At 59.4% G+C, this 22013-nt stretch carries 23 protein-coding genes; 5 read left to right on the forward strand and 18 right to left on the reverse strand.

Features of this window, described 5'->3' with window-relative positions; all coding sequences use genetic code 11:
- The first annotated feature begins 23 nt into the window (after positions 1-23).
- A complete protein-coding gene (locus OH663_RS15110) occupies positions 24-2444 on the forward strand; it encodes an Ig-like domain-containing protein (protein ID WP_015063084.1) in 2421 nt (806 codons plus the stop codon).
- Between the two features lie 458 nt (positions 2445-2902).
- Positions 2903-3784 (forward strand): RepB family plasmid replication initiator protein, encoded by an 882-nt coding sequence (locus OH663_RS15115; RefSeq protein WP_040115182.1) that lies wholly within the window; start codon positions 2903-2905, stop codon positions 3782-3784.
- A 587-nt stretch (positions 3785-4371) separates the two neighbouring features.
- On the opposite strand, the gene OH663_RS15120 is transcribed toward OH663_RS15115, so the two are convergent.
- Positions 4372-4887, reverse strand: coding sequence for a hypothetical protein (locus OH663_RS15120; protein ID WP_015063086.1), 516 nt, complete (start codon positions 4885-4887; stop codon positions 4372-4374).
- A 188-nt stretch (positions 4888-5075) separates the two neighbouring features.
- On the opposite strand from OH663_RS15120, the gene OH663_RS15125 reads away from it, so the two are divergent.
- On the forward strand, positions 5076-5402 hold the full coding sequence (locus OH663_RS15125) for a hypothetical protein (RefSeq protein WP_015063087.1): 327 nt from the start codon (positions 5076-5078) through the stop codon (positions 5400-5402).
- A 46-nt stretch (positions 5403-5448) separates the two neighbouring features.
- Here the strand turns inward: OH663_RS15125 and OH663_RS15130 are convergent, their stop codons facing one another.
- Positions 5449-5607 carry a hypothetical protein gene (locus tag OH663_RS15130; RefSeq protein ID WP_022652137.1) on the reverse strand — a complete coding sequence of 53 codons (159 nt, stop codon included), beginning with the start codon at positions 5605-5607 and terminating at the stop codon, positions 5449-5451.
- Positions 5608-5715: 108 nt separating this feature from the next.
- On the opposite strand from OH663_RS15130, the gene OH663_RS15135 reads away from it, so the two are divergent.
- Both OH663_RS15135 and OH663_RS15140 read left to right on the forward strand, forming a co-directional pair.
- The gene (locus OH663_RS15135) at positions 5716-5988 is read left to right on the forward strand and encodes a hypothetical protein (RefSeq protein ID WP_022652138.1); all 273 of its coding nucleotides are present in this window, start codon (positions 5716-5718) and stop codon (positions 5986-5988) included.
- A complete protein-coding gene (locus OH663_RS15140) occupies positions 5978-6373 on the forward strand; it encodes a DNA-binding protein (RefSeq protein WP_223203170.1) in 396 nt (131 codons plus the stop codon). Before OH663_RS15135 ends, OH663_RS15140 begins: the two co-directional genes overlap by 11 nt.
- A 292-nt stretch (positions 6374-6665) precedes the next feature.
- On the opposite strand, the gene OH663_RS15145 is transcribed toward OH663_RS15140, so the two are convergent.
- The 16 genes from OH663_RS15145 to OH663_RS15220 form a co-directional block, all read right to left on the reverse strand.
- A complete protein-coding gene (locus OH663_RS15145; protein ID WP_004883121.1) occupies positions 6666-6908 on the reverse strand; it encodes a DUF2274 domain-containing protein in 243 nt (80 codons plus the stop codon).
- Entirely contained in the window at positions 6905-8185 is a 1281-nt protein-coding gene (locus OH663_RS15150) for a TraB/TrbI/VirB10 family type IV secretion system protein (RefSeq protein WP_004883119.1), read from the reverse strand. Before OH663_RS15150 ends, OH663_RS15145 begins: the two co-directional genes overlap by 4 nt.
- A 2-nt stretch (positions 8186-8187) precedes the next feature.
- The gene (trbG, locus tag OH663_RS15155; RefSeq protein WP_004883112.1) at positions 8188-9180 is read right to left on the reverse strand and encodes a P-type conjugative transfer protein TrbG; all 993 of its coding nucleotides are present in this window, start codon (positions 9178-9180) and stop codon (positions 8188-8190) included.
- Positions 9177-9881: a conjugal transfer protein TrbF gene (gene trbF / locus OH663_RS15160; protein WP_004883108.1), complete on the reverse strand. Its 705-nt coding sequence runs from the start codon at positions 9879-9881 to the stop codon at positions 9177-9179. The genes trbG and trbF overlap by 4 nt, the downstream gene beginning before the upstream one ends.
- Before the next feature lie 29 nt (positions 9882-9910).
- On the reverse strand, positions 9911-11275 hold the full coding sequence (trbL, locus tag OH663_RS15165) for a P-type conjugative transfer protein TrbL (RefSeq protein WP_004883106.1): 1365 nt from the start codon (positions 11273-11275) through the stop codon (positions 9911-9913).
- A complete protein-coding gene (locus OH663_RS15170; RefSeq protein ID WP_004883103.1) occupies positions 11272-11598 on the reverse strand; it encodes a hypothetical protein in 327 nt (108 codons plus the stop codon). Before OH663_RS15170 ends, trbL begins: the two co-directional genes overlap by 4 nt.
- Before the next feature lie 12 nt (positions 11599-11610).
- Positions 11611-12348 carry a P-type conjugative transfer protein TrbJ gene (gene trbJ / locus OH663_RS15175; protein WP_004883101.1) on the reverse strand — a complete coding sequence of 246 codons (738 nt, stop codon included), beginning with the start codon at positions 12346-12348 and terminating at the stop codon, positions 11611-11613.
- The gene (gene trbE / locus OH663_RS15180; protein WP_004883099.1) at positions 12345-14795 is read right to left on the reverse strand and encodes a conjugal transfer protein TrbE; all 2451 of its coding nucleotides are present in this window, start codon (positions 14793-14795) and stop codon (positions 12345-12347) included. Before trbE ends, trbJ begins: the two co-directional genes overlap by 4 nt.
- A gap of 11 nt (positions 14796-14806) precedes the next feature.
- On the reverse strand, positions 14807-15079 hold the full coding sequence (locus OH663_RS15185; RefSeq protein WP_004883097.1) for a VirB3 family type IV secretion system protein: 273 nt from the start codon (positions 15077-15079) through the stop codon (positions 14807-14809).
- Entirely contained in the window at positions 15076-15450 is a 375-nt protein-coding gene (locus OH663_RS15190; protein WP_425267603.1) for a TrbC/VirB2 family type IV secretion system protein, read from the reverse strand. Before OH663_RS15190 ends, OH663_RS15185 begins: the two co-directional genes overlap by 4 nt.
- 5 nt (positions 15451-15455) lie before the next feature.
- Entirely contained in the window at positions 15456-16523 is a 1068-nt protein-coding gene (trbB, locus tag OH663_RS15195; RefSeq protein ID WP_004883088.1) for a P-type conjugative transfer ATPase TrbB, read from the reverse strand.
- Positions 16520-16984: a ribbon-helix-helix protein, CopG family gene (locus tag OH663_RS15200; RefSeq protein WP_004883086.1), complete on the reverse strand. Its 465-nt coding sequence runs from the start codon at positions 16982-16984 to the stop codon at positions 16520-16522. The genes trbB and OH663_RS15200 overlap by 4 nt, the downstream gene beginning before the upstream one ends.
- A complete protein-coding gene (locus OH663_RS15205) occupies positions 16981-18996 on the reverse strand; it encodes a conjugal transfer protein TraG (RefSeq protein ID WP_004883083.1) in 2016 nt (671 codons plus the stop codon). The genes OH663_RS15200 and OH663_RS15205 overlap by 4 nt, the downstream gene beginning before the upstream one ends.
- A 290-nt stretch (positions 18997-19286) precedes the next feature.
- Positions 19287-19562, reverse strand: coding sequence for an EexN family lipoprotein (locus tag OH663_RS15210; protein ID WP_004883082.1), 276 nt, complete (start codon positions 19560-19562; stop codon positions 19287-19289).
- Positions 19559-20503, reverse strand: a complete 945-nt coding sequence (locus tag OH663_RS15215; RefSeq protein WP_004883081.1) for a LysR family transcriptional regulator — start codon at positions 20501-20503, stop codon at positions 19559-19561. The genes OH663_RS15210 and OH663_RS15215 overlap by 4 nt, the downstream gene beginning before the upstream one ends.
- A 74-nt stretch (positions 20504-20577) precedes the next feature.
- Positions 20578-22002 carry an efflux transporter outer membrane subunit gene (locus OH663_RS15220; protein WP_028699135.1) on the reverse strand — a complete coding sequence of 475 codons (1425 nt, stop codon included), beginning with the start codon at positions 22000-22002 and terminating at the stop codon, positions 20578-20580.
- Between the last annotated feature and the right edge of the window lie 11 nt (positions 22003-22013).

The following is a 22013-nucleotide window of genomic DNA, read 5'->3' on the forward strand; positions in this document are numbered from 1 at the left end:
ACAAAACAATAGGGGAATACTGAATGAAATATCAGACTATAACTTTGGCTATGGTTTTGCTCGGCGTCTCAGTTCCGGTAACAGCTCAGATTTATGAATCCAGCTTTACAGATACCAATGGCATTGAAGTACACGCGCCTTCAACCCGGATGCTACTCAATCCGGCTTCTACCGTAACGCTGACGCTTATTTCTGGATTGGATCGCTTTGTAAACGTTAAAGTGACCCGGGAAACCGGGGCGCAGTTGTACAATACCACCACTACCCGTACCGGTGTGGCTGATCGGCTAAAAGCAGCCGACGGCAGTGAATTTTACGGGAAGAAAGTAACTTTACCCGCTCTCGGGGAAGGAAAACTGATCGTCCAGGTCAACATTTTGGATCTGAATCAGTCAGTGGTAGCTACGTATAACTACAACTGGACAATAGACACCACACCTCCGGCTGCAAATGCCCTTACAGCAACCACATCACTGGGCACTGGAACTGGAGCGGTATTTAAATTAGGTCTTGAAGCTGTGGCGCAATACAGCTTTTTATCAACGGGCATCGCTGATGCGGTTGGAATAGATAAAGGCATATTTGAAATCTATCGCGCTAATGGAACCCTTTTCAGCTCAACGCCAATGAAATACAACGTCGGTGACAAGACGATGTACCTGCCCTACACCTTCGCAAGTGTGAAGCAACCGGGCATCCCTGATAGCAACCTTGACGAAGAATTTCAGGCAAAAGCCAAAATTTACGACACCGCCGGGAATATCCGCACGTTACCGACCCAAAAATTTCGGTTTGATAATACAATTGGTGAGATATCCCTTTTCGCTGTTCATGATCCAAATGATGCAACCAGCGTCGTTCCCGGCGTGAAAAACTACCCGGCCTATAAAGCCGGTATGGTGGTTAACGAAAACCCTATCAGGCTGGTGTATAAAATCCCGAGATCTAACTACCGGGCATATGCAGAGGGTGGACTGGAATTTATTAACCTTTATTCGGCTGCAAAAGAAATCGCTTCTGATGCCACCTACAGCTATGTCGAAATGACGCTGCCATTTGGTGCCTTCAATGGGGATATGGCTCGTATGGCCAACTTTGGACAGTGGGCAGGATACTTCCCGACCTACACGATGACGCTCAACCCGAACGCAAACAAGACGCCTGCTTTTACTGGCACCTGGGAGGATTTTCAGGATAGCAATGGCACCTGGTATAAGTCGAAGGACTTCGAGACAGTTCTGTCTTCCAGATTGCCGATTAAAATCGTCCGGGCAAGATTTAATGTAGAAGCCAGACCGTTTGAGCAGGAAGTTGGGGGACGCCTAACCTGCCGCATTCCGGTTGGCCAGACAAGTTGCGAAGCTCCTGAGAATTTTGATATGGCGGTAGGGACTCAGGGTTATAACCGTACACTTTATTATGTACGCAGTGTCGCGAACCCTATTCTTCGTTCCGAGCAGTGGGTTATGACACGCTGGAACAATCAAATCGTCCCAGAAATTGGTGAGATCACCTACAGCCCGACATCTAAGATACTGACTGTTGAAGCTCATCTCAACAGAGATAATGATTGGTTCGACGGATTCAGACTCCTCGGATTCTATCTTACTGATAAGAACTCCAAACAGCGCATGACGCCTGTGGGAGTCGAAAAGTCCAGAAACGCGGGTAACTACACGATTGAGTATGACCTTTCCCGGCAGTCTGAAGGGCAATACAACGTTGAAGTGAATATTCAGGATCGTTTCGGTAACCAGACAAACAAAACCTATGGCGTGATAGCTCTCGATGCCACACCCCCAACGGTTGCTATTACCTTCGAAGGGAAGCCGGTAAAGGATGACACCGTCGTCTATGGTCTGGAAAATCTGCGCATTGCACTGAGCGATAACCTGACCACACCTCGCATTACTCGTCTCCAGCTAACTGGCGGACCGACATCAGACAATGTTGAACTCAGTTGGTCACCTGCTGGTAAAGACATATACTCGCCGGAATATCCGCGCATATTCCCGAATTTCGAGCCCTCTGAAAACTATGCTCTCAGTGTGACAGTGTCGGACAGCCAGTCCAACACAAAAACTTACACACAGAAGTTCAGTTATCTCCCGAACAACTTGGTACAGCTGCATAACCTTCGAACCCTTGCAGTAAAGTCGGCGCTCAAAACCTCTGATAACGTGCCACTTGCCTATCTGTCTACAAACATGCTCCGCAAGACTAACGGTGAAATAGCCAAAGGCTTACAGAACGCGACCCTCTCAGTACGTAAGGATGCCAACTTCGGGATAGTGTTTAATGGAGCGGAGGCAGCTCCTGGGGAGTCTGTAAATGTTAATATCGACATGGGTATGGGTGATAATCTTCTCATGCCGGTTTATCCATCAGAGAACGGCAAGACCGGAGCCGCTGAGTTTATGATCCAAATTGATGAGCTGAAGTAACCATAAAAAGCCGTCAGTCACTCTGGCGGCTTTTTTTCGTGACGCCATTTCCTGCATTTTCTCCGCTCTCTCTCCTCATAACTCTGTAGCCGCTTGCGTCAAAAAAGTAACTTTTTCTACAAGGGAAGAAGTGTGCTAGTGCGGTTCTTAGAACGGATCGGAATTTACTCACATTTCGATCGTAATGCTTCATGACGTCTCTGTGCATAGTTATCAACAGGATAGAATAATAATAAAGATCAATATAGGATCAATAGCAGATCAAAAAGGAATAACGATCCTCGCAGGCCAGTAATATCGGGGCTCTCAGCGGATCGCCATCCACTGTACAGGGGGCGAAATACACTATGTCGGGTAATCCATCCACTATACAGGGTGCATAATCCACTATACCGGGTGGATTCGATACACTATACCGGGTAGGATGTAGATCTTATGCACAAAACGGATCTTTCTATATGTCTAGTAATAACAACAAGTTATCTCTTGTCATTGAAGAGTCCCTAAAAGATTCCGGGGAAGTTATCCAACTGCTTCCCACGCTAAGACAGACCATTCAGCCGAAAGTTTTACTCCGTCTGGGTGTGTTTGTGCCAACACTGAAATCCACGGATAAGGGTGGCCGGAAGAGTCACCGTATCGATGCCACTGAACCCCTTTCGAGATTATCCATTGTGGAGGGTGAAGGCTACAGCCAGATACAAATTTATGGTCCCCGCCTCGACATGGACTCTGACTTCAAATCATGGTGTGGGATCGTTTATGCATTGTCTAACCGTCCGCTCGACTCGGAAGGTCAGCTGGAGCTGAATTTCCCGGAGTTTGCTAAGTTCTGCGGTTTTGACACCAAGCGCATTGATAAACAACTGAAAGAGCGTTTTGATGCTTCATTGACGCGTATTGCCCGAACCAGTATCTCGTTCATTAAGAAAATACCCGGTACAGACGATCAGATAACGATAAACATGCACCTCGTGGAATCCACGTACTACGACAGTTCCACCGGGAAAATCGTCATCAAGCCAAATTCGAAGCTCAATACTCTGTATCGCGTCGACGGTAAAACCCGACTCTACCTGAAGACGTTGCAGAAACTGGCCCGTAAGGAGTCCGCACAGGCCCTGTATCTGTATCTGGCTGAGTTACCGAGCACCTTTTACCGTATCGGATTTGACCGGCTGCGTGAACGCCTGCAACTGTCCTCACATCTTGGCAACCAGAATGCCACAGTTAAAAAGGCGCTGGGCCAGCTTAAAGAGATCGGTTTTCTGGAATACTCCATAGACAAAGAAAACGGCGATTATGTACTGAATATTCTGAAAAGAAACATGAAGCCATGATAGATGCCGGATAATGCAGCTGCCTGCCGCGTGGGTGGCTGCATTACCCGGAATAGTGGATATTCTTCTCCTTTCCGCTCTGTTTTTACCCGGTACAGTGGATCTCCACTACACCGGGTAATGTCAGCCCTAAAACTCCGATGCAGCCCTTTCTCTTCAGCCTTACCCTGACGATTCTGTGTGTTTTTCAACCAAAATGTGAACTATACCCGGTACAGTGGAGCCACGAAAATGTGATCCATACCCGGTATAGTGGATAAGGCCCCTTGCGAACCAGGCACCGGAAATGTGGCGGCACTGGTTGGCAAGTTTTACCCGGTATAGTGGAGCCCGTTACTGCCTCCGCCCCGGATGGCGTGATGTCACGGGAAGGAAGATATACCCGATAAAGTGGTTCGTGAAGGGTGAACGGCCCTGATAGCACGATGAGGCTGAAGTGGAAACTGTACCCGGTATAGTGGAGCCACTAAGATTGCGTACCCGGTGGCTGAGAGGGGAATCTTTTCCCGCCACAGTGGAGTAGCTGATATCGTCGAAAATGTCTTAACCACAATACGGCCATTCTGTTGCTGCACTAAAGAAATGCATCATCGAGTCTCAGGTGTTTTAAGTTGGTAAACCCCCTTCCACCAGGTGTCGAAAGAGACGCTATCATCGCAGCGCATAAACATGCCGTTATGCCTTGCGACAACGCTGAGAGAACCTTTATTTTTACCGCAGGTCTTCTCAAAAGACTCTGTAGCTTTAATAAAAGTTTCACCATCCGTGATGGTCGGGGAATCCAGTTCCTTCGCCAGCCATGACGGATAGCTGTCAGCATTAACCCATACAAGGCGTTCCACAACTGAAAAGAGTACGCCGACAAGGCCAACCGCCCAGAGCGTAATAACCAGTAAACGTAAAATTCGCAGGACTATGAATTTTGAATGCTGTAAAGGCGAGACAAGAAATGGCAACGATATCATGACTGTGAGCATGACTGATGACGCCAGCAACGTGTATAACAATGCCCATGATTTCACATAGGCCGAAAACGCGATCATCAAGCCAATAAGAACAAAGAGCGGTGCAGCGCTTTTCAGACTACCCATGTTTATTTTCATTATTTTGATGCTCCATTTTGTACGAGTTTAGAGATACTACGTTTAAAATCATCTACGGCCTCAAAAAAGGTTCGTGGATGACGTTATTGGTTTTTTATATTGTACCATTGGTGAGCGTTTACCTTTTTACCCTTTAATTAAGGCACCAGGATTCGCCCCTGAAAAAACGAATTCCATGAGGTTAATGTATGTCACACAATATTTTTATAGCTGAGTTTGATGATGGACTTCGGATGTACGGTATCAATGACGGTACAGCCTGCCATATGCATGCTTTTTTGTTTCAGACCCAGGCGCAAGTAGAACACTGGCTGGGAAGCGGTGATCGTGATACCCGCAAGTTACCTGTAATGCCAGAAAACGCCTCATTGACGGAGGAAAACGTCACTATCGGCCCTGACGAAACATGGGCTTTTCGCTCCCGAGCTTCACGCACCGCACAATGGATCACCGGCCCCCTTGAACATGACAGTGAGTCATGGGAAGACCAGTCTGTATATGGCCACAGCACGTGAACTTCACGCCTCCAGTCCTGCTGACCGACATAGGCAGGACAGGGGTTTACAGTACCCGGTACAGTGTATCGCCTTGCTGAACCCGTGTTTGCTGCTGCTGGCCCAGCGGACGGATGCTGGGAAAGTCAAAGATGATCAGTTTTAGATCCGCGTTCGCGGGGATAATTATTCCTACTGGAATGTTAGCTACAGCGTTAGAATCCATTTTGTTGCCTCACCTTACAAGGGCGATTAACCGTCTTAATGGCAGCATTCGCCCGATCAGGCCGCAGGGGTAACAACTTGTGGTCTTTTTCGTACACAAGGAGTGTTTATGCCTTACATCCCCGAAACACTGGAAGGAACGTTTTTCCGCAAGACTATTGAAACATCACCGGAAGGTGAAAGCCTGTACTGGTTTCGCCGTGCAGATGGCATAGAATTCGCCGTCATTGAGTCGGCTCGCTACCCAGGCAATGATGCCGTGGTAATTTGCGGGGACGGGCGCCCAACAGGCAACACGATTTCAGAATCGCTTTTTGTCATTACTGATGACATGCGGGCGCTTCCCCGTGGCGTGTATGAACAGGAGGCGCATGATGCCTAACCAGATCCCGAACAACCCTACACTTCCGAAGAATTTCGACATTACGCCTAACGAGAAGCGCAGCAAGGCCCAGCTCGATGCCTGGTGGGATCATCCTTACTGCGTCACCCATAACGAGAAATTTCACGTGTACTGTCTGAACGGCGGGGCGTGGGATAGGCCGACATGGCTGGCTCAGGCTGACACGTATGATGAGGCCTGTGAACTGGCAGAACGGAAACAAGCTGAGTGGGTGGCACGCCGGGAACAGCCTATTTACTATATGACCTTTGAGCCGCCTTTTCAGATGGTGCGACAGCCGCAACGCCCTGATCATGATGCTGTAGTAGTTGTGTCGTTCGAAACGAAGGAAGAACTGGACGCCTGGAGCGCAGCGCAGCAATAAAAAATGTCCGCAGTCAAGCGATTGTTGAAATCAGCCTGATGGCCGGAAGTCTATATGGGGTGCGGGTTTGGCTCTACTTCGGGCCGCCTTGCGGGGCTGTGGCGTTGTGGGCTGGGAGCCACATAGGAGCTTCGCGGTAGAAAGCCCGAGCGTGCTGCATCGGGGGCGGTTGCCTGCAGGCGGTAGCCGCGTTTGGTCTTCATAGCCCAATCGGTCGCCGTCCTCCAGAATGAAGAACGCGCAGCCTTGGGCTGCGCGTTTGAGGGATGGCCGCCAGCGGAAACCGGCATCATCAGCTTGGCTTCGGCGGCGCGGCCTTGCCCGCGCCTCCCTTCCTGAATCCCCGATCTCCGACCATGAAGGCTTCTAGCATGTGCGGAATTAGCACCGTGGCATCGACCGCCTCGCCGTAGGTCTGCGCGTGCAGCGTAGCGTAGCGGTCGAGGTCGGCTTTCAGGCTGGCCGGGCAAGCAAAAGTCAGCTTCGTGGATTCCGTTTTCGGCAGCGGCCCGAGCCGTAGCTTGCGCGTCGTCATCGCGAAGTCCCCCTGTTGAAGAAAAGTGGCTGGTACGGCCGCAGCACCAGATCGCGGTTGACGATGATGCGAACCGGCAAGCCGGGGCGCTCCGTCAAGGTGGGCTGGATGTTGAGGTTGCGCCGGGTCATCTCCTGACCGACCTGATTGATGCTGTCCTGGGCGCTATCGCGGCCGGCGATGATGACGCGATCACCGTCCTGCCGGTTCTCCGGCGCAGCCAGTTCGGCACCGATGCCCAGTAGCGTCGTCAGTGCCGCACCGGCAAAGACGCGATCCCAATGCCAATCCACATCATCTTCCAAGCCGGCGTAGCCGGCCGGATCGGTGCCGGCCAAGTTGTCGAGCTTGAGCGAAGACGTGTCGGGCAGGATGATCCGGTTCCACACCACTTGCACGCGGCTCTGCCCGTAGCTGACCTGGCTGTTGTATTTGCCCAGGATGCGTGACCCCTGCGGGATCAGCAGGAACTTGCCGGTAGCCGTGTCATAGACCGGCTCCGTCACTGTGGCGATCACATCGCCCGGCAAGTCCGACTTGATGCCCGTCACCAGCGCCCCGGCGACCACCGTTCCGGCCATGACCTGATACGGCGACGCCGGCAGCGTCAGGTTGCCGGAATCACGGGCTTCCGTGGTTCCGGCTTTCTGGAATGCCTCTTTCTGGTCTTGCCGGTTCTGCACGGCGGTCGGGTCGGCGGGCTGGGCCGCCGTCGACGCAGGCCCGGCCGCCAGCGGGTCGAAGGCCGCATTGGCGGTGAAGCCCGGCGCAGCGGCTACCTGTGTCTGCGCCACCGGCGCGGCCTTCTGCGAACCAGAGCGGAAGAACACCGCCGATGCCGCTGCTGCTTCGGCTTCCTTGCGCAACGCGTCGTTGGGGTCGTTGCCGGGGGCCGCGTAGGCGGCCGTCACCGGCTGCTGCGACTTCACAATGGCCGGGCCAAGATCGCCTGGCAGCGGCGGCCCCAACTCCGGCACGGATGCCGCCAAGGGGGGCGGCAGCTTCGAGTAGTCCGCCGGCAGCGCGTCCAACCCTTCGGACTTCGAGACGCGATCGACGTTGTAAAGCTCGGTCTGCTCGCCTGCACCGCGCCGCTGCGGTTGCAGCGACCACATCAGCGCGCCGAGCACAGCGACCGAGAGACCGCCGACGAGGATGGCCAGCGTGCGCCGGTTCAGGCGCGTGACCGGGCGCGGTTGGGCGCGCAGCGCAACTGCCTCGGGTGCCACCTTGCCCGCATGCGGCGTGGCGAGGTCGGGAGTGTCGTCCTGGCTCATGGTCAGTTCCTCCGCGCCAAGCCATCCGTGCGTTCGATACGCACCACGTCACCCTTGTCGCCGCCCAGGCGCAGTTCGGCCGCGCCGAACAGCCGATCCACGATGTAGTAAGGCGAGCGAAAACGGTAATTCACCAGTTGTCCGTCGCCCTGCGCGCCGATGACGAACAGCGGTGGCAGCTCGCCTTGGGCGATTCCCGGCGGGAACTGGATATAGACCTTCTCGCCATCGTCGAAGGCGCGCAGCGGCTTCCACGGCGGATTGCTGCCTGAGACGGAATATCGGAAGCGGATCTTCTCCAGCGACAGTCCGGTATCGACCGGTGCGGCGGCGCTAGCCGCCTGCGACTGGCGCTGCAAGGCCAACATCCGGTCTTTTGGGTAGTCCCAGGACACCGACGCCATCCATGCCTTTTCCGTCGAGGTCAGTTCCAGCAGGTATGTTCTGCGACTGGTGGTGATGACCAAATTCGTCTTGAGGCCTGAGCGGATGGGCTTGACCAGCACATTGATGCGCATCGCGTCGCCGCTGCCGCTGGACGTGTCACCGACGATCCAGCGCACGGTATCGCCGGCTGCGACCGTCACTAGTTCCTCGCCCGGCTGCAAGGAAACCACGGTCACGCGTCCCGGCGCGGCATAGACTTGGTAGAGCGCACCATCGGTGAAGGGCCACACCTGAATCGCATTGACGTAGCCCTCGCGCGTGGGCGCGATGCGCGCCTCGGCATTGGCACGGGAAACGCGCACCTTCTCATCGGCCGGCTCCGGCTTAGCCGGGGCCGCGTCCAACTCGTGCAGCGGCTTCAACTGCGCTGGCAGCGCCAGCGGCTCGGGCATGGCGACGACTTCCACTGGAGCAGGCGGCTCCGGCAGCGGCTGTGCCTGCACCGGCTCATCGAGCGAAATGGACGGAGGCGGCTTGCCCTGCGAAGCGCAGCCCGACAGGGCCACCACGGTCAGCGCGAAAGCGTATAAGCGGAAAGACAGGTTCATGGCTTGGCTCCTTCAGAAGAATCCAGTTCGCGGCTCCACGACAGGCCGTTGACGTAGATACCCAGCGGGTTCTTGCGCAGGCGCTGTTCGGTGCGCGGGGTTTGCAGGACGGTGGAAAGCACCGCGTTCCATCGCTCGGTCCCGGCGGGGGCACCGTTGATGAACCGTTGCTCCGTCCAACGGACGTTGAACGAGGCATCGCTGGCGCGTACCACGCTGGTGATCTGCACCGTCACCGACTCGCGGCCAACACGGGCGAAAGGATCGTTCTTGCTGGCGTAGTCGTTGAGCACCGCCGCGCCTTTGTCGGTGGTGTAGTCGTAGGCGTCCAGCCAGTTTTGCCGCACCACGATGGGATCGATAGACAGCGAGCGCACCAGCGTCACGAAGCGCGCCAGGTGGTGCGCGATCTGCGCATCGGCGGGCCGGTACGGCGTGGCGGCTTCGCCGACGGCGCGCACCTGCCCCGACTGATCGACCTCGATGACGTAAGGGGTGACGATGGACTGCGCCGAGCGCCACACCAGGCCACCGGCCATCAGCAGCGCAAGCGTGAGGCAGCCGAAGGCCATAAAACGCCAGTTCTTGGCCTGGACGCGGGCCGAGCCGATGCGCTCGTCCCACACCTGCGCGGCGGATTGGTACGGGGTGGCAGGCTGCGGCGTGTCGGCATAGCGCACCTGCGGGCGTTTGAATCGCATAGGGTTCTCCTTGGTGGTCAGGTATCGGGTCACGCATCGGGGCGCAGGCTTGGGCCTTGCCCTGAGCCGCCGCCGTCGCCACTGCGCAGCGTGTGGGCTGCGGTGGTTGCGGCATGGGTGATCTGCTGGCGGCGGTGCATCCGCTTTGCCCAGGCGGGTTGCTCTTGCTTCGGCGCGCTGGCTGCGCCTTCGCCTGCGGCGGCCTGGCCGGAACCGGCAGCGCCGACATCCGCACCGTTCCATCCTGCCCGGAAGGAGTCGGCCACCTTCTGACCGGCAGCGGAAGCGCCCGATGCAGCTCGGCGGCCTGCCGCTTGCGCGCCGGTCTTGGCGACATTGCCGAGGCCCGCAGCCGCGCCTTTAGCCCCGCCGCCCGCAGCGGCGGAACCGGCCTGGAATGCGGACTTGGCGCTGCTGGCCGCCGACGTGGCGGCGCGTGCGCCGCTCCCGGCCAGCTTTGCGGCGGCCGGGGCCATGCGTGCGCCCGCCATGACGGCACCGCCCACGCCGGTCGCGGCGGCACCGATGGCAACACCCGTGCCTACCGCGCCGACGGCAGCGCCCGCCATCGCACCCGCGCCGAGCTGCGGCGCACCGGACACAAGGCCCGTGGCGATGCCGGGGCCGAAGATGCCCAGCGCCAGCAAGGCAAGCGAAGCCAGCATCACGACAAGCGCATGGTCGATGGAAGGCTCGTCGGGATGAACCTGGAACTCCGCGAACAGGCCCGAGCCGATGCCGACGATTACCGCCAGCACCAAGACCTTGATGCCTGACGAAACCACATTGCCGAGCACCTTTTCCGCGAGGAACGAGGTTTTGTTCCAGAGCGCAAACGGGATCAAGACGAAGCCGGCAAGCGTGGTCAGCTTGAACTCGATCAACGTGATGAAAAGCTGAACCGCGAGCACGAAGAAACAGAGGATCACCACCAGCCAAGCGATGAACAGCACCACGATGGGGTCGAGGTTCACGAACACTTCGGGGAAGCCGGCCATGTCACCGATCTGGTCGAGGATCGGCGCAGCGGCGTCGATGCCGGTCTTGGCAAGCCGACCCGGCTGCAAGAAGTTCTCCATCGTTATGGCCGAGCCAGTGGCGGTGATGCCTAGCCCGGCGAACGAGCGGAACACGATGCTCGACAGCCAATTGAAGTTACCGATGATGTAGGCGAAGGCACCGACGTAAAGCACCTTGCGCAGCAGCTTGGCGATCACGTCCTCGCCCTGGCCGGTCGCATGGCTCATGGCCCAATACAGACCGGCAATGGTCATGTCGATGACAATGAGAGTGGCCGTCAGGAACGCGACTTCGCCTTGCAGCAGACCGAAACCGGAGTCGATGTAGCGCGAGAAGGTATCGAGGAATCTGTCGATGATCGTTACGTCGTTCATGGCGTGTCCTCCGCAGCGGCGAGCGACGCATCACCTTCCGGCGCGTCGTCGGTTGGCGTGTCGAAACTCGCCGGAATCGGCGGCAGTTCTGCCAGCGTCCGGTATTCGTCCGGCCCAGTCTGGCCGGTGAAGAAGCGCCGCCGGAAGGCTTCGGCAGCGGCGCGACAGGTGTCTTCGCCTGCGGTTTGCCGGTCGGCTGCGCATTGGGCGCGCAGCGCCTTGAGCCGCACGGGATCGGCGGCCAAGGTGGCGGTCAGGTCTTCAGCCGGCTGCTGGCCGCATGCGGTCAGCAGCACGGCCAGCAGGACAGGAACGCATCGCATGGCCGCCTCCCGTCAGTTGTTGTAGAAGTTGACGGACTGCGGTGTGTACGGCGTGCCGGTGCCCAGGAAGCGCCGCCGCACTTCGCGGGCGCGCTCGGTGGCCGCTGCCTGCCGCGCCAGCTCCAGCGAGGCCGCCCTGTCTTGTGTGATCTGGAGCTGCTGGGCCTGGATGGACTGCTTGGCCTGCAAGGCGAGAAGCTGGTTCGTTGCCTGCATCGCTTGCAGCGCACCCGTGGCCGATTGGCTTTGGCTCACGAGGTCGGCCAGCGCGCTTTCGTCTTGCGTCAGGTTCTGCGACACCTGCGCCTGCATCCGCATCGCGGTGTGCAGGCCGTCGAGCGTGTTCTTCCAGCGTTCGCGTGCGTCCTGTGCCATGCGGTCGCCGCTGATGGTGGCGGCGTACTGCTCCGGGTACAGGCGCGAGAACGTGGCATCCATGCTCTGCACGTCGTAGGCCAGCCCTTGCGCCTCGGCAATCAGGCGTTCAGTCGTGGCGAGCGTCGAGCGCAGCCGGTTGACGATGTTGAAGTCGAGATTCGCCAGGTTGCGCGCCTGGTTCATCAACATCTGCGCTTCGTTCTGGAGCTGGTTGATCTGGTTGTTGATCTGCTCCAGCGTGCGGATGGCAGTCAGCGTGTTCTGCACCAAGTTGACGGGATCAACGAAAGTGAGCGCCGCCGCTGGCTGAGCGAGCATCAGCGAGCCGGCCAGCGCGGCGGCGAGCGAAACGGAAAGTACACGGGTCTTCATGGCGAAATCTCCAGGGGTTGAGTAGCGAGGAAAGAAGCCGCCGACGGCGAGGACGGCAGCAGGTCGGCGGCCCAATCGAGGCCGCGATGGCGTAGCCACGCACCGGCGAAGCCGGGAGCGCCGGCCTGCGTCAGCACTCGGTCAATGTCGCGTTGGTCTTGCGGTGTGGATGCGCCCGAGAAGGCGAGCGCGGCTGGCCCCAGGTCGAGGTCGAACAGACGATTGCCCAGGCGCGATTGGTAGTAGTAGTCGCGCTTGGGCTGCGCGGTGGCGACGATTTCGATTTGCCGACTGTTGAGGCCAAAGCCCTCGTAGACCGTGCGAATCTGCGGCTCGGTCGCCTGCGGGTTGGGCAAGAAAATCCGGCTCGCGCAGCTTTCGATGATCGCGGGCGCGATGGTCGAATCCTTGATGTCGGCAAGCGACTGCGTGGCGAAGATCACCGACACGTTTTTCTTGCGCAGAGTTTTCAACCATTGCCGGATGCGTGCCGCGAAGGACGGTTCATCAAGGAATAGCCAGGCTTCATCGAGAATCAGCAGCGTGGGAGCACCGTCGAAACGTGCATCGAAGCGGGCGAACAAGTAGCGCAGCACCGCTTGCACGGCGGCGGGGCTGTGCATTAGCTCTTCCATCTCAAAGCCCTGCACGTCGCCGCTGCCGAGCCGGTCGCGGTCGGCATCCAGTAGCTTGCCGTGCGCGCCGCCCAGCACATACGGCGACAATGCCTGCCGCAGCGCGTTCGATTGCAGCAGCACCGAAAGCCCGGTCATCGTGCGCTGCTCCACCGGCGCACCAGCGAGGCTGCCGAGCGCCGACCAAATGGCGGCTTTCTCGTCGGGGCCGACGGTCACGCCTTCATGCAGCAGGCGGCCTTCGATCCACTCGGCGGCCCAGGTGCGATAGCCTTCGCTGTCGATACGGGCCAAGGGCTGAAAGGCAATGGCGCCGTCCGCGCCGAGGTCGTAGTGTTCGCCGCCCAGGCCCAGCACCGTCGCCCGCATGGATCGCCCCATGTCGAAGGCGAAGATGCGCGAGCCGCCATAGCGGCGGAACTGCAAGGCGAGCATCGCCAGCAGGACAGATTTTCCCATGCCCGTCGGCCCCGCGACCAGCGTATGCCCCACGTCGCCGATGTGCGTCACCAGCCGGAACGGCGTCGCGCCATCCGTGCGCGTGACGATCAGCGGCGGGCCGTCGAGATGGGCGTTTTTCTCCGGCCCAGCCCACACGGCGGACACCGGCATCATGTGCGCCAGATTCAGCGTCGAGACGATGGGCTGGCGCACGTTGGCATAGGCATTGCCTGGTATGGACGACAGCCACGCATCGACTGCATTTAAGGTTTCGGGGATGGTGACGAAGCCACGTCCTTGGATGACACGTTCCACCATGCGCAGCTTTTCGTCGGCTACGGCAGGGTCGTCATCGAACACCGTCACCGTGGCGGTGAGGTAGCCGAAGGCGACTTGATCGCTGCCAAGCTCTTGCAAGGCGGCATCCGCGTCGGCCGCCTTGTTGCTGGCATCCGTGTCCACCAGCGGCGATTCCTGCTGGAAGATGGTTTCGCGCAGTAGCGCAATGACATTCTTCCGTTTCGCAAACCACTGGCGACGCAGGCGGCCCAGCTCCTTTTCCGCCTCGGCTTTATCGAGGCAGAGAAACCGGGTACTCCAGCGATAGGCAAAGCCCAGGCGATTGAGGTCGTCCAGCAGGCCCGGCCAGGTCGAGGTCGGAAAGCCCCGCACCGACACCACGCGCAGATGCTGGTCACCCAGCATGGGCGCAAGGCCGCCGACTAGGGCGGAATCGGCCAGCAGTGCGTCGAGGTGGAAAGGCACCTCGGGCACGGCCAGCCGGTAGCGCCGCGTGGACACCGTGGCGTGAAGATAAGTCAGCGTCGCGGCATCGTCCAACCAGACGATTTCTGGCATCACGCCATCGAGCAGGTCGAAAACCCGATCCGTTTCTGCCAGGAAGGCGTCAAGCCGACCGCGCCAGTCCACACCATCGCCCGGCGCGTGCTCGTAGAGCAGCTTGGCTGCACGAGCGCGGGATTCCTCCGGCGGCAGATAGGCTAGCGTCAGGTGATAGCTGCTTTCGTAGTGGTTCCCCGATTCCTCAAAGGCAGCGCGGCGTTCTTCGTCCACCAGCCAGGACAGCGGTTCGGGAAAGTCGGAATGCGGATAGTCCGCGGCCGACTGGCGCTCGGCTTCCACGAACAGCGCCCAGCCCGAACCCAGCCGGCGCAACGCGTTGTTTAGCCGTGCCGTCGTGGCGATCAATTCGCCCTGCGTGGCGCTGTCCAGATCAGGCCCGCGAAAGCGCGCCGTGCGCTGAAACGAGCCATCCTTGTTCAGCACCACGCCCGGCGCGATCAGCCCAGCCCAGGGAAGCCAGTCGGCCAGCAAGGCGGGCCGCTGGCGGTATTCGGCAAGGTTAAGCATGGCGGCGTCTCCTACACGTCCAGCAGCGGCTTGTGCTTGATGTGCCGGGCGAAGACCTGCATGAACTGCGGATCGACCCTCGCGCCCCACACGGCCAGCGAGTGACCGACGATCCAGAGCACTACGCCAGGAATCCAGAGTTGCAGGCCCAGCCCGACGGCAGCGGCTAGCGTGCCGTTGGCAATCGCCACCGTGCGCGGTGCGCCGCCCATCAAGAGCGGCTCGGTCAGCGAGCGATGTAGCGGCACCTCGAAGCCGGCCGCGAAGCTATCCGGGCCACTCATACGACAGCCCCGCCGGAGAAGCTGAAGAACGACAGGAAGAACGAGGACGCGGCGAACGCGATGCTCAAACCGAACACGATCTGGATCAGCTTGCGAAAGCCGCCCGACGTGTCGCCGAAGGCGAGCGCGAGGCCCGTGGCGATGATGATGATGACCGCGACGATGCGTGCCACCGGCCCCTGAATCGACTCCAGAATGGATTGCAGCGGGCCTTCCCATGGCATCGAGGAGCCGGATGCCTTCGCCGTGCCCGCCGTCATCAGCATGACTGCGGCCAGCAGCAGGCCGTGGTGCGCGGGGCCGGCCAGCCGCCGCAGGCGTGCGATGGTTGAAACCGGATTTACGGAATTACGGAAAGCGTGAACGTGCATCTGCGTCATGGCAGTTCTCCAGGTAGGTCAAGGGACGAGGAAGGCGCAGCGGCATCGGCTGCGAGAGGAACCGGCATCAGCTCGGGAAACGGTGTTTCCAGCGCGTCCGCCAGGCGATAGCCGGTGCCGTCGAAACCGACGACACGGGCGATGCTTTCGACGCGGCGCTTGCGGCCACGCCCGGCGATGTGGATCACGACGTTGACCGCCTCGGCGATCAGCGCACGCGGTGGGTTCACCGCCACTTCAAGAATCAACTGTTCGAGGCGCAGCAGCGCGCCCAGCGCGGAACCGGCGTGGATGGTGGCGATGCCGCCGGGGTGGCCGGTGCCCCACACCTTAACCAAGTCCAGGGCTTCGCCGCCGCGTACCTCGCCGACGATCACGCGGTCGGGGCGCAGGCGCATCGTGGCCCGCACCAGCTCGGTCATAGACACGACGCCAGCGCGGGTGCGCAGCGGCACATGGTCGCGGGCTGCGCATTGCAGCTCGATGGTGTCTTCGAGCACAAGCACGCGGTCGCCCGTGGCGGCGATCTCCGCAAGCAAGGCATTGGCGAGTGTGGTTTTGCCGCTGCTCGTCGCCCCGGCGATCAGGATGTTCTGGCGCTCACGCACGGCGCGGCGCAGGAACTCGGCCTGGCCTGTGGTCAAGATGCCGTCGGCCACATAGCGATCCAGCCCGATGATGCTCACGGCGCGCTTGCGCAGCGCGAAGGCTGGGCCGGGCGCTGCGGGCGGCAAGATGCCCTCGAACCGCTCGCCGGTTTCGGGCAGCTCGGCGGTCAGCAGCGGCCGCCCGCGATGCACCTCTGCGCCGACGTGCGCAGCCACCAGCCGGATGATGCGTTCGCCATCGTCTTGGGACAGCTCCACGCCCAGCGGCATGCGGCCCGATGACAACCGATCCACCCATAGGGTGCGGTCGGGGTTGAGCATGATTTCCACCACGTCGGGGTCGGCCAGCGCAGCGGCGATGACTGGCCCCATTGCCGTGCGCAGCATCTGGATACGGCGATCCAGAGAGGTTGCGGCGGATGAGAGTTCGGGCGGGGTTTGCGGAATGGCGCTCATGAGGCACGCTCCTGCGCTTCAGCCAGTGCCTCCGCGTCATCCATTCGCGCCGGGTCTGGGTGCAGTTCTTCCACAACGTCGCGCACCAGGCTGCGGCCACGCAGCAGGTGGCGGCCGAGCCGCTCCACGAATTGCTCGAAACGCGCTTTGCCTTGGGCGCGAGCTGCGTCCTGATGGGCTTCGGGAATCGGGGTGCTGACGGTCAGGAAGTAGCGGATGAACAGCGCCAGTGTTTCGATCTGGATGTTCTGGTCGCGCTCCATGCGCTCGGCCTGCCGCGACAGGCGATCGAGCCGCTTGGCGATGGCCGCCTCGCGCTGGTCGCCAGCATCGGGCGATAGCCACGACGCGAGCGCCGCCGCGACAATGGACGACTTGGACACGCCTTTCTTGGCGGCCAGTTCTTCGAGACGCTTGGCGTGCTCGGGCTGAATGAACAGATTGAGGCGGTATTGGCTCATAAGTCGATTCCGTCGTTGGGGTCGAGGGAAGCCAGCCGGGCCGTGCGCTGCATGGCCGGGTCGAGCTGGCCGGGAAGCGGCAGCGGCAGGTCGTCGTCGTCATCGAGCAGAGTCAGGTCATGGCCGGCGAGCAGCGGTTCGGGGCTGTATTCGCTGACTTCGGATAGCTCCGGCTGTCGGCGTGGGCCGCCGTCATCGGCGGTGCCTGTGCCATCGCCGGACAGGCCCGCAGCCCGGACCGTTGACACGGCTGGGATCGATAGGCCGCTCCAGTCGTCGGGCCGGGCCGGTGGCGCGTCCGCGTATTGCCCGGCCGCGAGCACAGGCGGCGGTAAAACGCGGTTCTTGAAATTCGCGTCGGCGTAGTAGCGCAGCTTCTTGGCCTTGATCGGTGCCACGCTGGACACCATCACCACAGCTTCCTCAGTCGGAAGCTGCATCACTTCACCGGGCGTCAGTAGCGGGCGGGCCGTCTCCTGCCGCGACACCATGAGGTGCCCCAGCCACGGTGCCAATCTGTGCCCGGCATAGTTGCGCTGCGCGCGCAGTTCGGTAGCGGTGCCAAGCGTTTCGGAGATCCGTTTCGCAGTGCGTTCATCGTTGGTGGCGAACGTCACGCGGACATGGCAGTTATCCAGAATCGAATGGTTCTGGCCGTAGGCTTTGTCGATCTGGTTGAGCGATTGGGCGATAAGAAAACTGCGGATTCCGTAGCCCGCCATGAAGGCAAGCGCCGTCTCGAAGAAGTCCAGGCGGCCCAGCGCCGGGAACTCATCGAGCATCAGCAGCAGCTTGTGGCGGCGTTCGATGCCGTCGCTGCCGTCGAGCGATTCGGTGAGCCGTCGGCCGATCTGGTTGAGGATCAGGCGAATGAGCGGTTTCGTCCGCGAAATATCCGAAGGTGGCACTACCAGATAAAGCGACACCGGATGCTCGGACGCGATCAGGTCGGCGATACGCCAGTCGCAGCGCGAGGTGACTTCGGCCACCGTGGGGTCGCGGTAGAGGCCCAGGAACGACATGGCGGTGCTCAACACGCCGGAACGCTCGTTGTCCGACTTGTTGAGCACTTCGCGCGCCGCCGAAGCGACGACTGGATGCGGGCCACCACCTTCCACGTTCACGAGGTGCTGTGTGGTCATCATCCGGTGCAAGGTCAGCTCGAAGGGGCTGGCCGGATCGGAGAGGAAATTGGCGACGCCGCGCAGCGTCTTGTCCTCGCCCGCGTAGAGCACATGCAGGATGGCCCCGACCAGCAGCGCGTGCGAAGTCTTCTCCCAATGGTTGCGCTTCTCAAGCGCGCCTTCTGGATCGACCAGAATGTCGGCTATGTTCTGTACGTCACGCACTTCATGTGCGCCGCGCCGAACTTCTAGCAGCGGGTTGTAGGCCGCCGACTTCGCATCGGTCGGATTGAACAGCAGGCAGTGTGAGTAGCGTGAGCGCCAACCTGCGGTGATCTGCCAATTCTCGCCCTTGATGTCGTGGACTACGGCGGATGCAGGCCAAGAAAGCAGCGTCGGCACCACAAGGCCGACGCCTTTGCCTGAGCGCGTGGGCGCGAAAGTGAGGATGTGTTCCGGGCCTTCATGCCGAAGGTACTTGCCATCGTGCTGACCGAGGAACACGCCGATCGGCTGCGTAAGGCCGGCTTTGCGAATGTCCTCCGTACTTGCCCAGCGTGCCGAGCCATAGGTCGTGACTAGGCGTGATTGACGAGAGCGCCAGATCGACATGCAGACTGCGACCACCACCGCCAGCAAGCCACTGCCACCCGCTATGGCACCGCCCGTGTCGAAAACGCGTGGCGCGTAGGCATCGAAGAAGAACCACCACTCAAACAGCTTCCACGGGAGGTAGATCGGTGTGCCGAGGAAATCAAACCAGGGGGAGCCAAGGCGTACCTGATAGCCAAGGGCTGCTGCCGTCCATTGTGTGGCGCCCCACACACCCGCGATCACGATGCCGAATACCACGGCTATCTGACCGAACAGCACATTCGTACCTTGCATAGCCCCGCCTCCAATCTCTCCTACGCTGATTCCCTTGGGAAACGCGGCTTAGAAATGTGCCGCAGGCGTCAGGATCGGTGCTGGCTTAGTGCCGGTCAAAGACCGTTTGGGGCAGAAAGGTCGATAAGAAAGAATGAATTCGCGCTGTGTCTAGCCAGGGAGTGACTCCGTAAGCGCCGGCGAATATCAGCGTGCCGAACAGAAGATTCAGGCAGACTAGCGAATTGCTGAATTGCTGAATTGCTGAATTGCTGAATTGCTGAATTGCTGAATTGCTGAATTGCTGAATTTCAGAATTTGGGGGATTCTTTGGGCGGTGTGTATGGCGTTTTTCCGTCACCGTAGAACCGCTTACGTGTTGCCTCCGCTACCCGGTTGCAAAGCAGTTCGCCCAAAGTAGGCCGATCCGTCTTGCATTGCTGGCGCAACTTCTTGAGCTGTTCCGGGTCTGCCACCAGCTCTTCTACTGTCGGGGTTTTCTTTTCTGCACTAGTGGCTTTGTGCGGTTTATCAGATTGACCGCATGCGACTAGCATTGCAGCGACGAGCGTGATGGCGAGTCTCATGGCATCAATTCCTCCGGAAGATCGGGATTTCGGCTTTTTGTTGACCTGAGAAACTCTGGCAATTCGATGGCCTGTACTCGCTGAATGAAGCGCGCAAGCTCGTCAAACGGATCGCCTTCAAGTCTGAGTAGATAGGTCGTCAAAGGTGGTACGCGTGTCGAAAGCGGCCTCGCCACGACTCCTGGCTCTCGGGAGGCTGCAATGTGTGCAGCCCCTGTAAGTCCGAGTGCAAAACCGGCAGATACCAACGCCATCATCAGGTCGAAAGTGGTAACCCGCTCGGCAACTAGAGGCTGCATTTCAGCCCGGCTAAGTACTCGCTCAATGTGCTTGGCGTGGCCCTCGCACACTTGAGGATCAGATAGCACTAGCGGGTAGCGCAGCAGTTCATCCAATGGAATTCGCTTAAGAGCCAGCAACGGATGCCGAGCTGGCAGCGCCACCATAAGCGTGTCAGTCCACGCGGGAAGTGCGACGATTCCATCACCTACGTCGTCGGACTGTGCAAAGCCGACGTCATACAGGTCGTCGTGCAATCCTTTGATTTGTTGGGATAGTGGCACCTCAAAAAAGCGAATCTCAACCTCGGGCTCCTCCTCGCGACACAACGCCAATAGGGCTGGTAAGCACAGTAGTGTTGCGCCGTCTGACAAGGCGACGCGGAGTTGTCCATGAAAGCCATTTTTTGCTGCCTTCACGCAGTCCCGCGCCTGTTGCAAGGATGCGAACACCCGAGGTGCGTGCTCCATGAGCATCAACCCAGCTCGTGTCAAACGCGTGCTTCTCGTGTTCCGAATAAAGAGCTGTGCTCCTAACTCCTCTTCGAGTTCTTTGATCGTGCGAGACAGTGGGGACTGCTCAATATGCAGTTTCGCAGCGGCGCGAGCGAAGTGAAGTTCCTCGGCGAGCGCCATAAAACAACGTAGATGTCGAATTTCCATGCGTCCCCTACTAATCGTCGATCTATTCAGTATTTAAAACTCGCTGCCATGCTGCGTTCTTCCAACTCAAGGACTCAGGGTGAAGATTGCAGATTCACATGCTCTGGCGAACCAGAAAGCGCTTTAGCGAGAACACCCCATTGCACGGCTGCGTCGGCGCGAGCACGGACCAGAGCCGCTCGCTGGGACAAGGTGCCACGCTCCGCTTCTGCAACAACGGTCGCATCCACCTGTCCCGCCTCAAAGAGGCGTCGACTGCGGTCAAGGAGTCGATCAGCGACGACAAGACCATCGACCTGATGCTGCAGAGAAGTCCGCTGGGTCTGCCAGCCCAGATAAGCGTTCTCCACATCCTGAAGCGCAAGCAAAACCGTGCGTTCCAGGTCAGCCTGTGCGCCGCGACTGCGTGCTGAGCCCTCGTCGATTCCCGCTTGTATTGCTCCACCGTCAAAGATCGGAAGCGTCACACCCAAGCCCAGAGAGAAAATGTTCCCTGCCACACGTGTTCCGTTGTTCTCGAAGCGTTGGCGCCCACCACTCAAATCGAGCACAAGTTTGGGGAACCGCTCGCCTTCTGCTGCGTTCCATCGCGCCGTCGCCGCTGCAAGACGCGCCTGCGCGGCTCTGACGTCGGGGCGCTGCTGCAGCAATTCGCCTGGCACGCTTCTGGGAGTCCAATCGGGCATGGTGAGAGAGGCAAGCGCAGGACCGCTGCCAAGCGCCCCCGGAATCCGGCCAACGAGCACATCCAAGGCATGCGTTGCTTCGCCGCGTACGCGTCGCAACTGCTCTTGCTCCACCCGGAGGGCGATGACCTCGGAACGCGTGCGTTCAATGTCAAAGCCCGTAGCTTGACCTGCCTTGAACTTCTGCTCTGTCAGACGCTCAAGGCGCTCGGCGACTTGAAGTCGCTCTTTTGCCAGATCTTCCAGCTCTGCCGCCTGCCGCTGCTGCAGTGCAGCGGACACTGTCTCAAAGGCGATCTGCCAACGTGTCGCGAACCAGTTCTGTTCGACAGCAACTGCGTCCATCCGTGCGCCATCAGCGGCATGCGAGAGGCGGCCCGCTAGATCAACTTCCCATGAAGCCGACAGCGGAAGCCTGGCATCGCTGCTGATGGTCGGTGCCAAAGAAAAGTCGCGCGCGCGCGTTGCTTGGGGCGTGAGCGCCAAGCTAGGGAACATTGAAGCGCGTGTACGTCGGGTGATCGCCACAGCTTCATCAATCCGCGCTCTTGCAATAGCGAGATCGGTGTTGTGCTCCAGCGCGTTGCGCACCAGCGCGTCAATCAGCGGATCACCGTACGCCGTCCACCACTCGGCCGGGAGTGCTTGTGCTGGCACCTGCTGCACAGCCAGACCCGCTTCGTTCATGAATTTGGCCGGAACCTCAACGCGTGATGTCTCCACCCTGTGAGGCGAGTGGCTGCACGCGGCGAGAAGCGTGATCGATAGGAATGCAACAGCAGTAAGGCCGCGGCGGGCGTAGGGATCGGACATGTTGAGCCACT

Source organism: Citrobacter sp. Marseille-Q5395 (assembly GCF_947057495.1).
GTDB classification, from domain to species: domain Bacteria; phylum Pseudomonadota; class Gammaproteobacteria; order Enterobacterales; family Enterobacteriaceae; genus Citrobacter; species Citrobacter murliniae.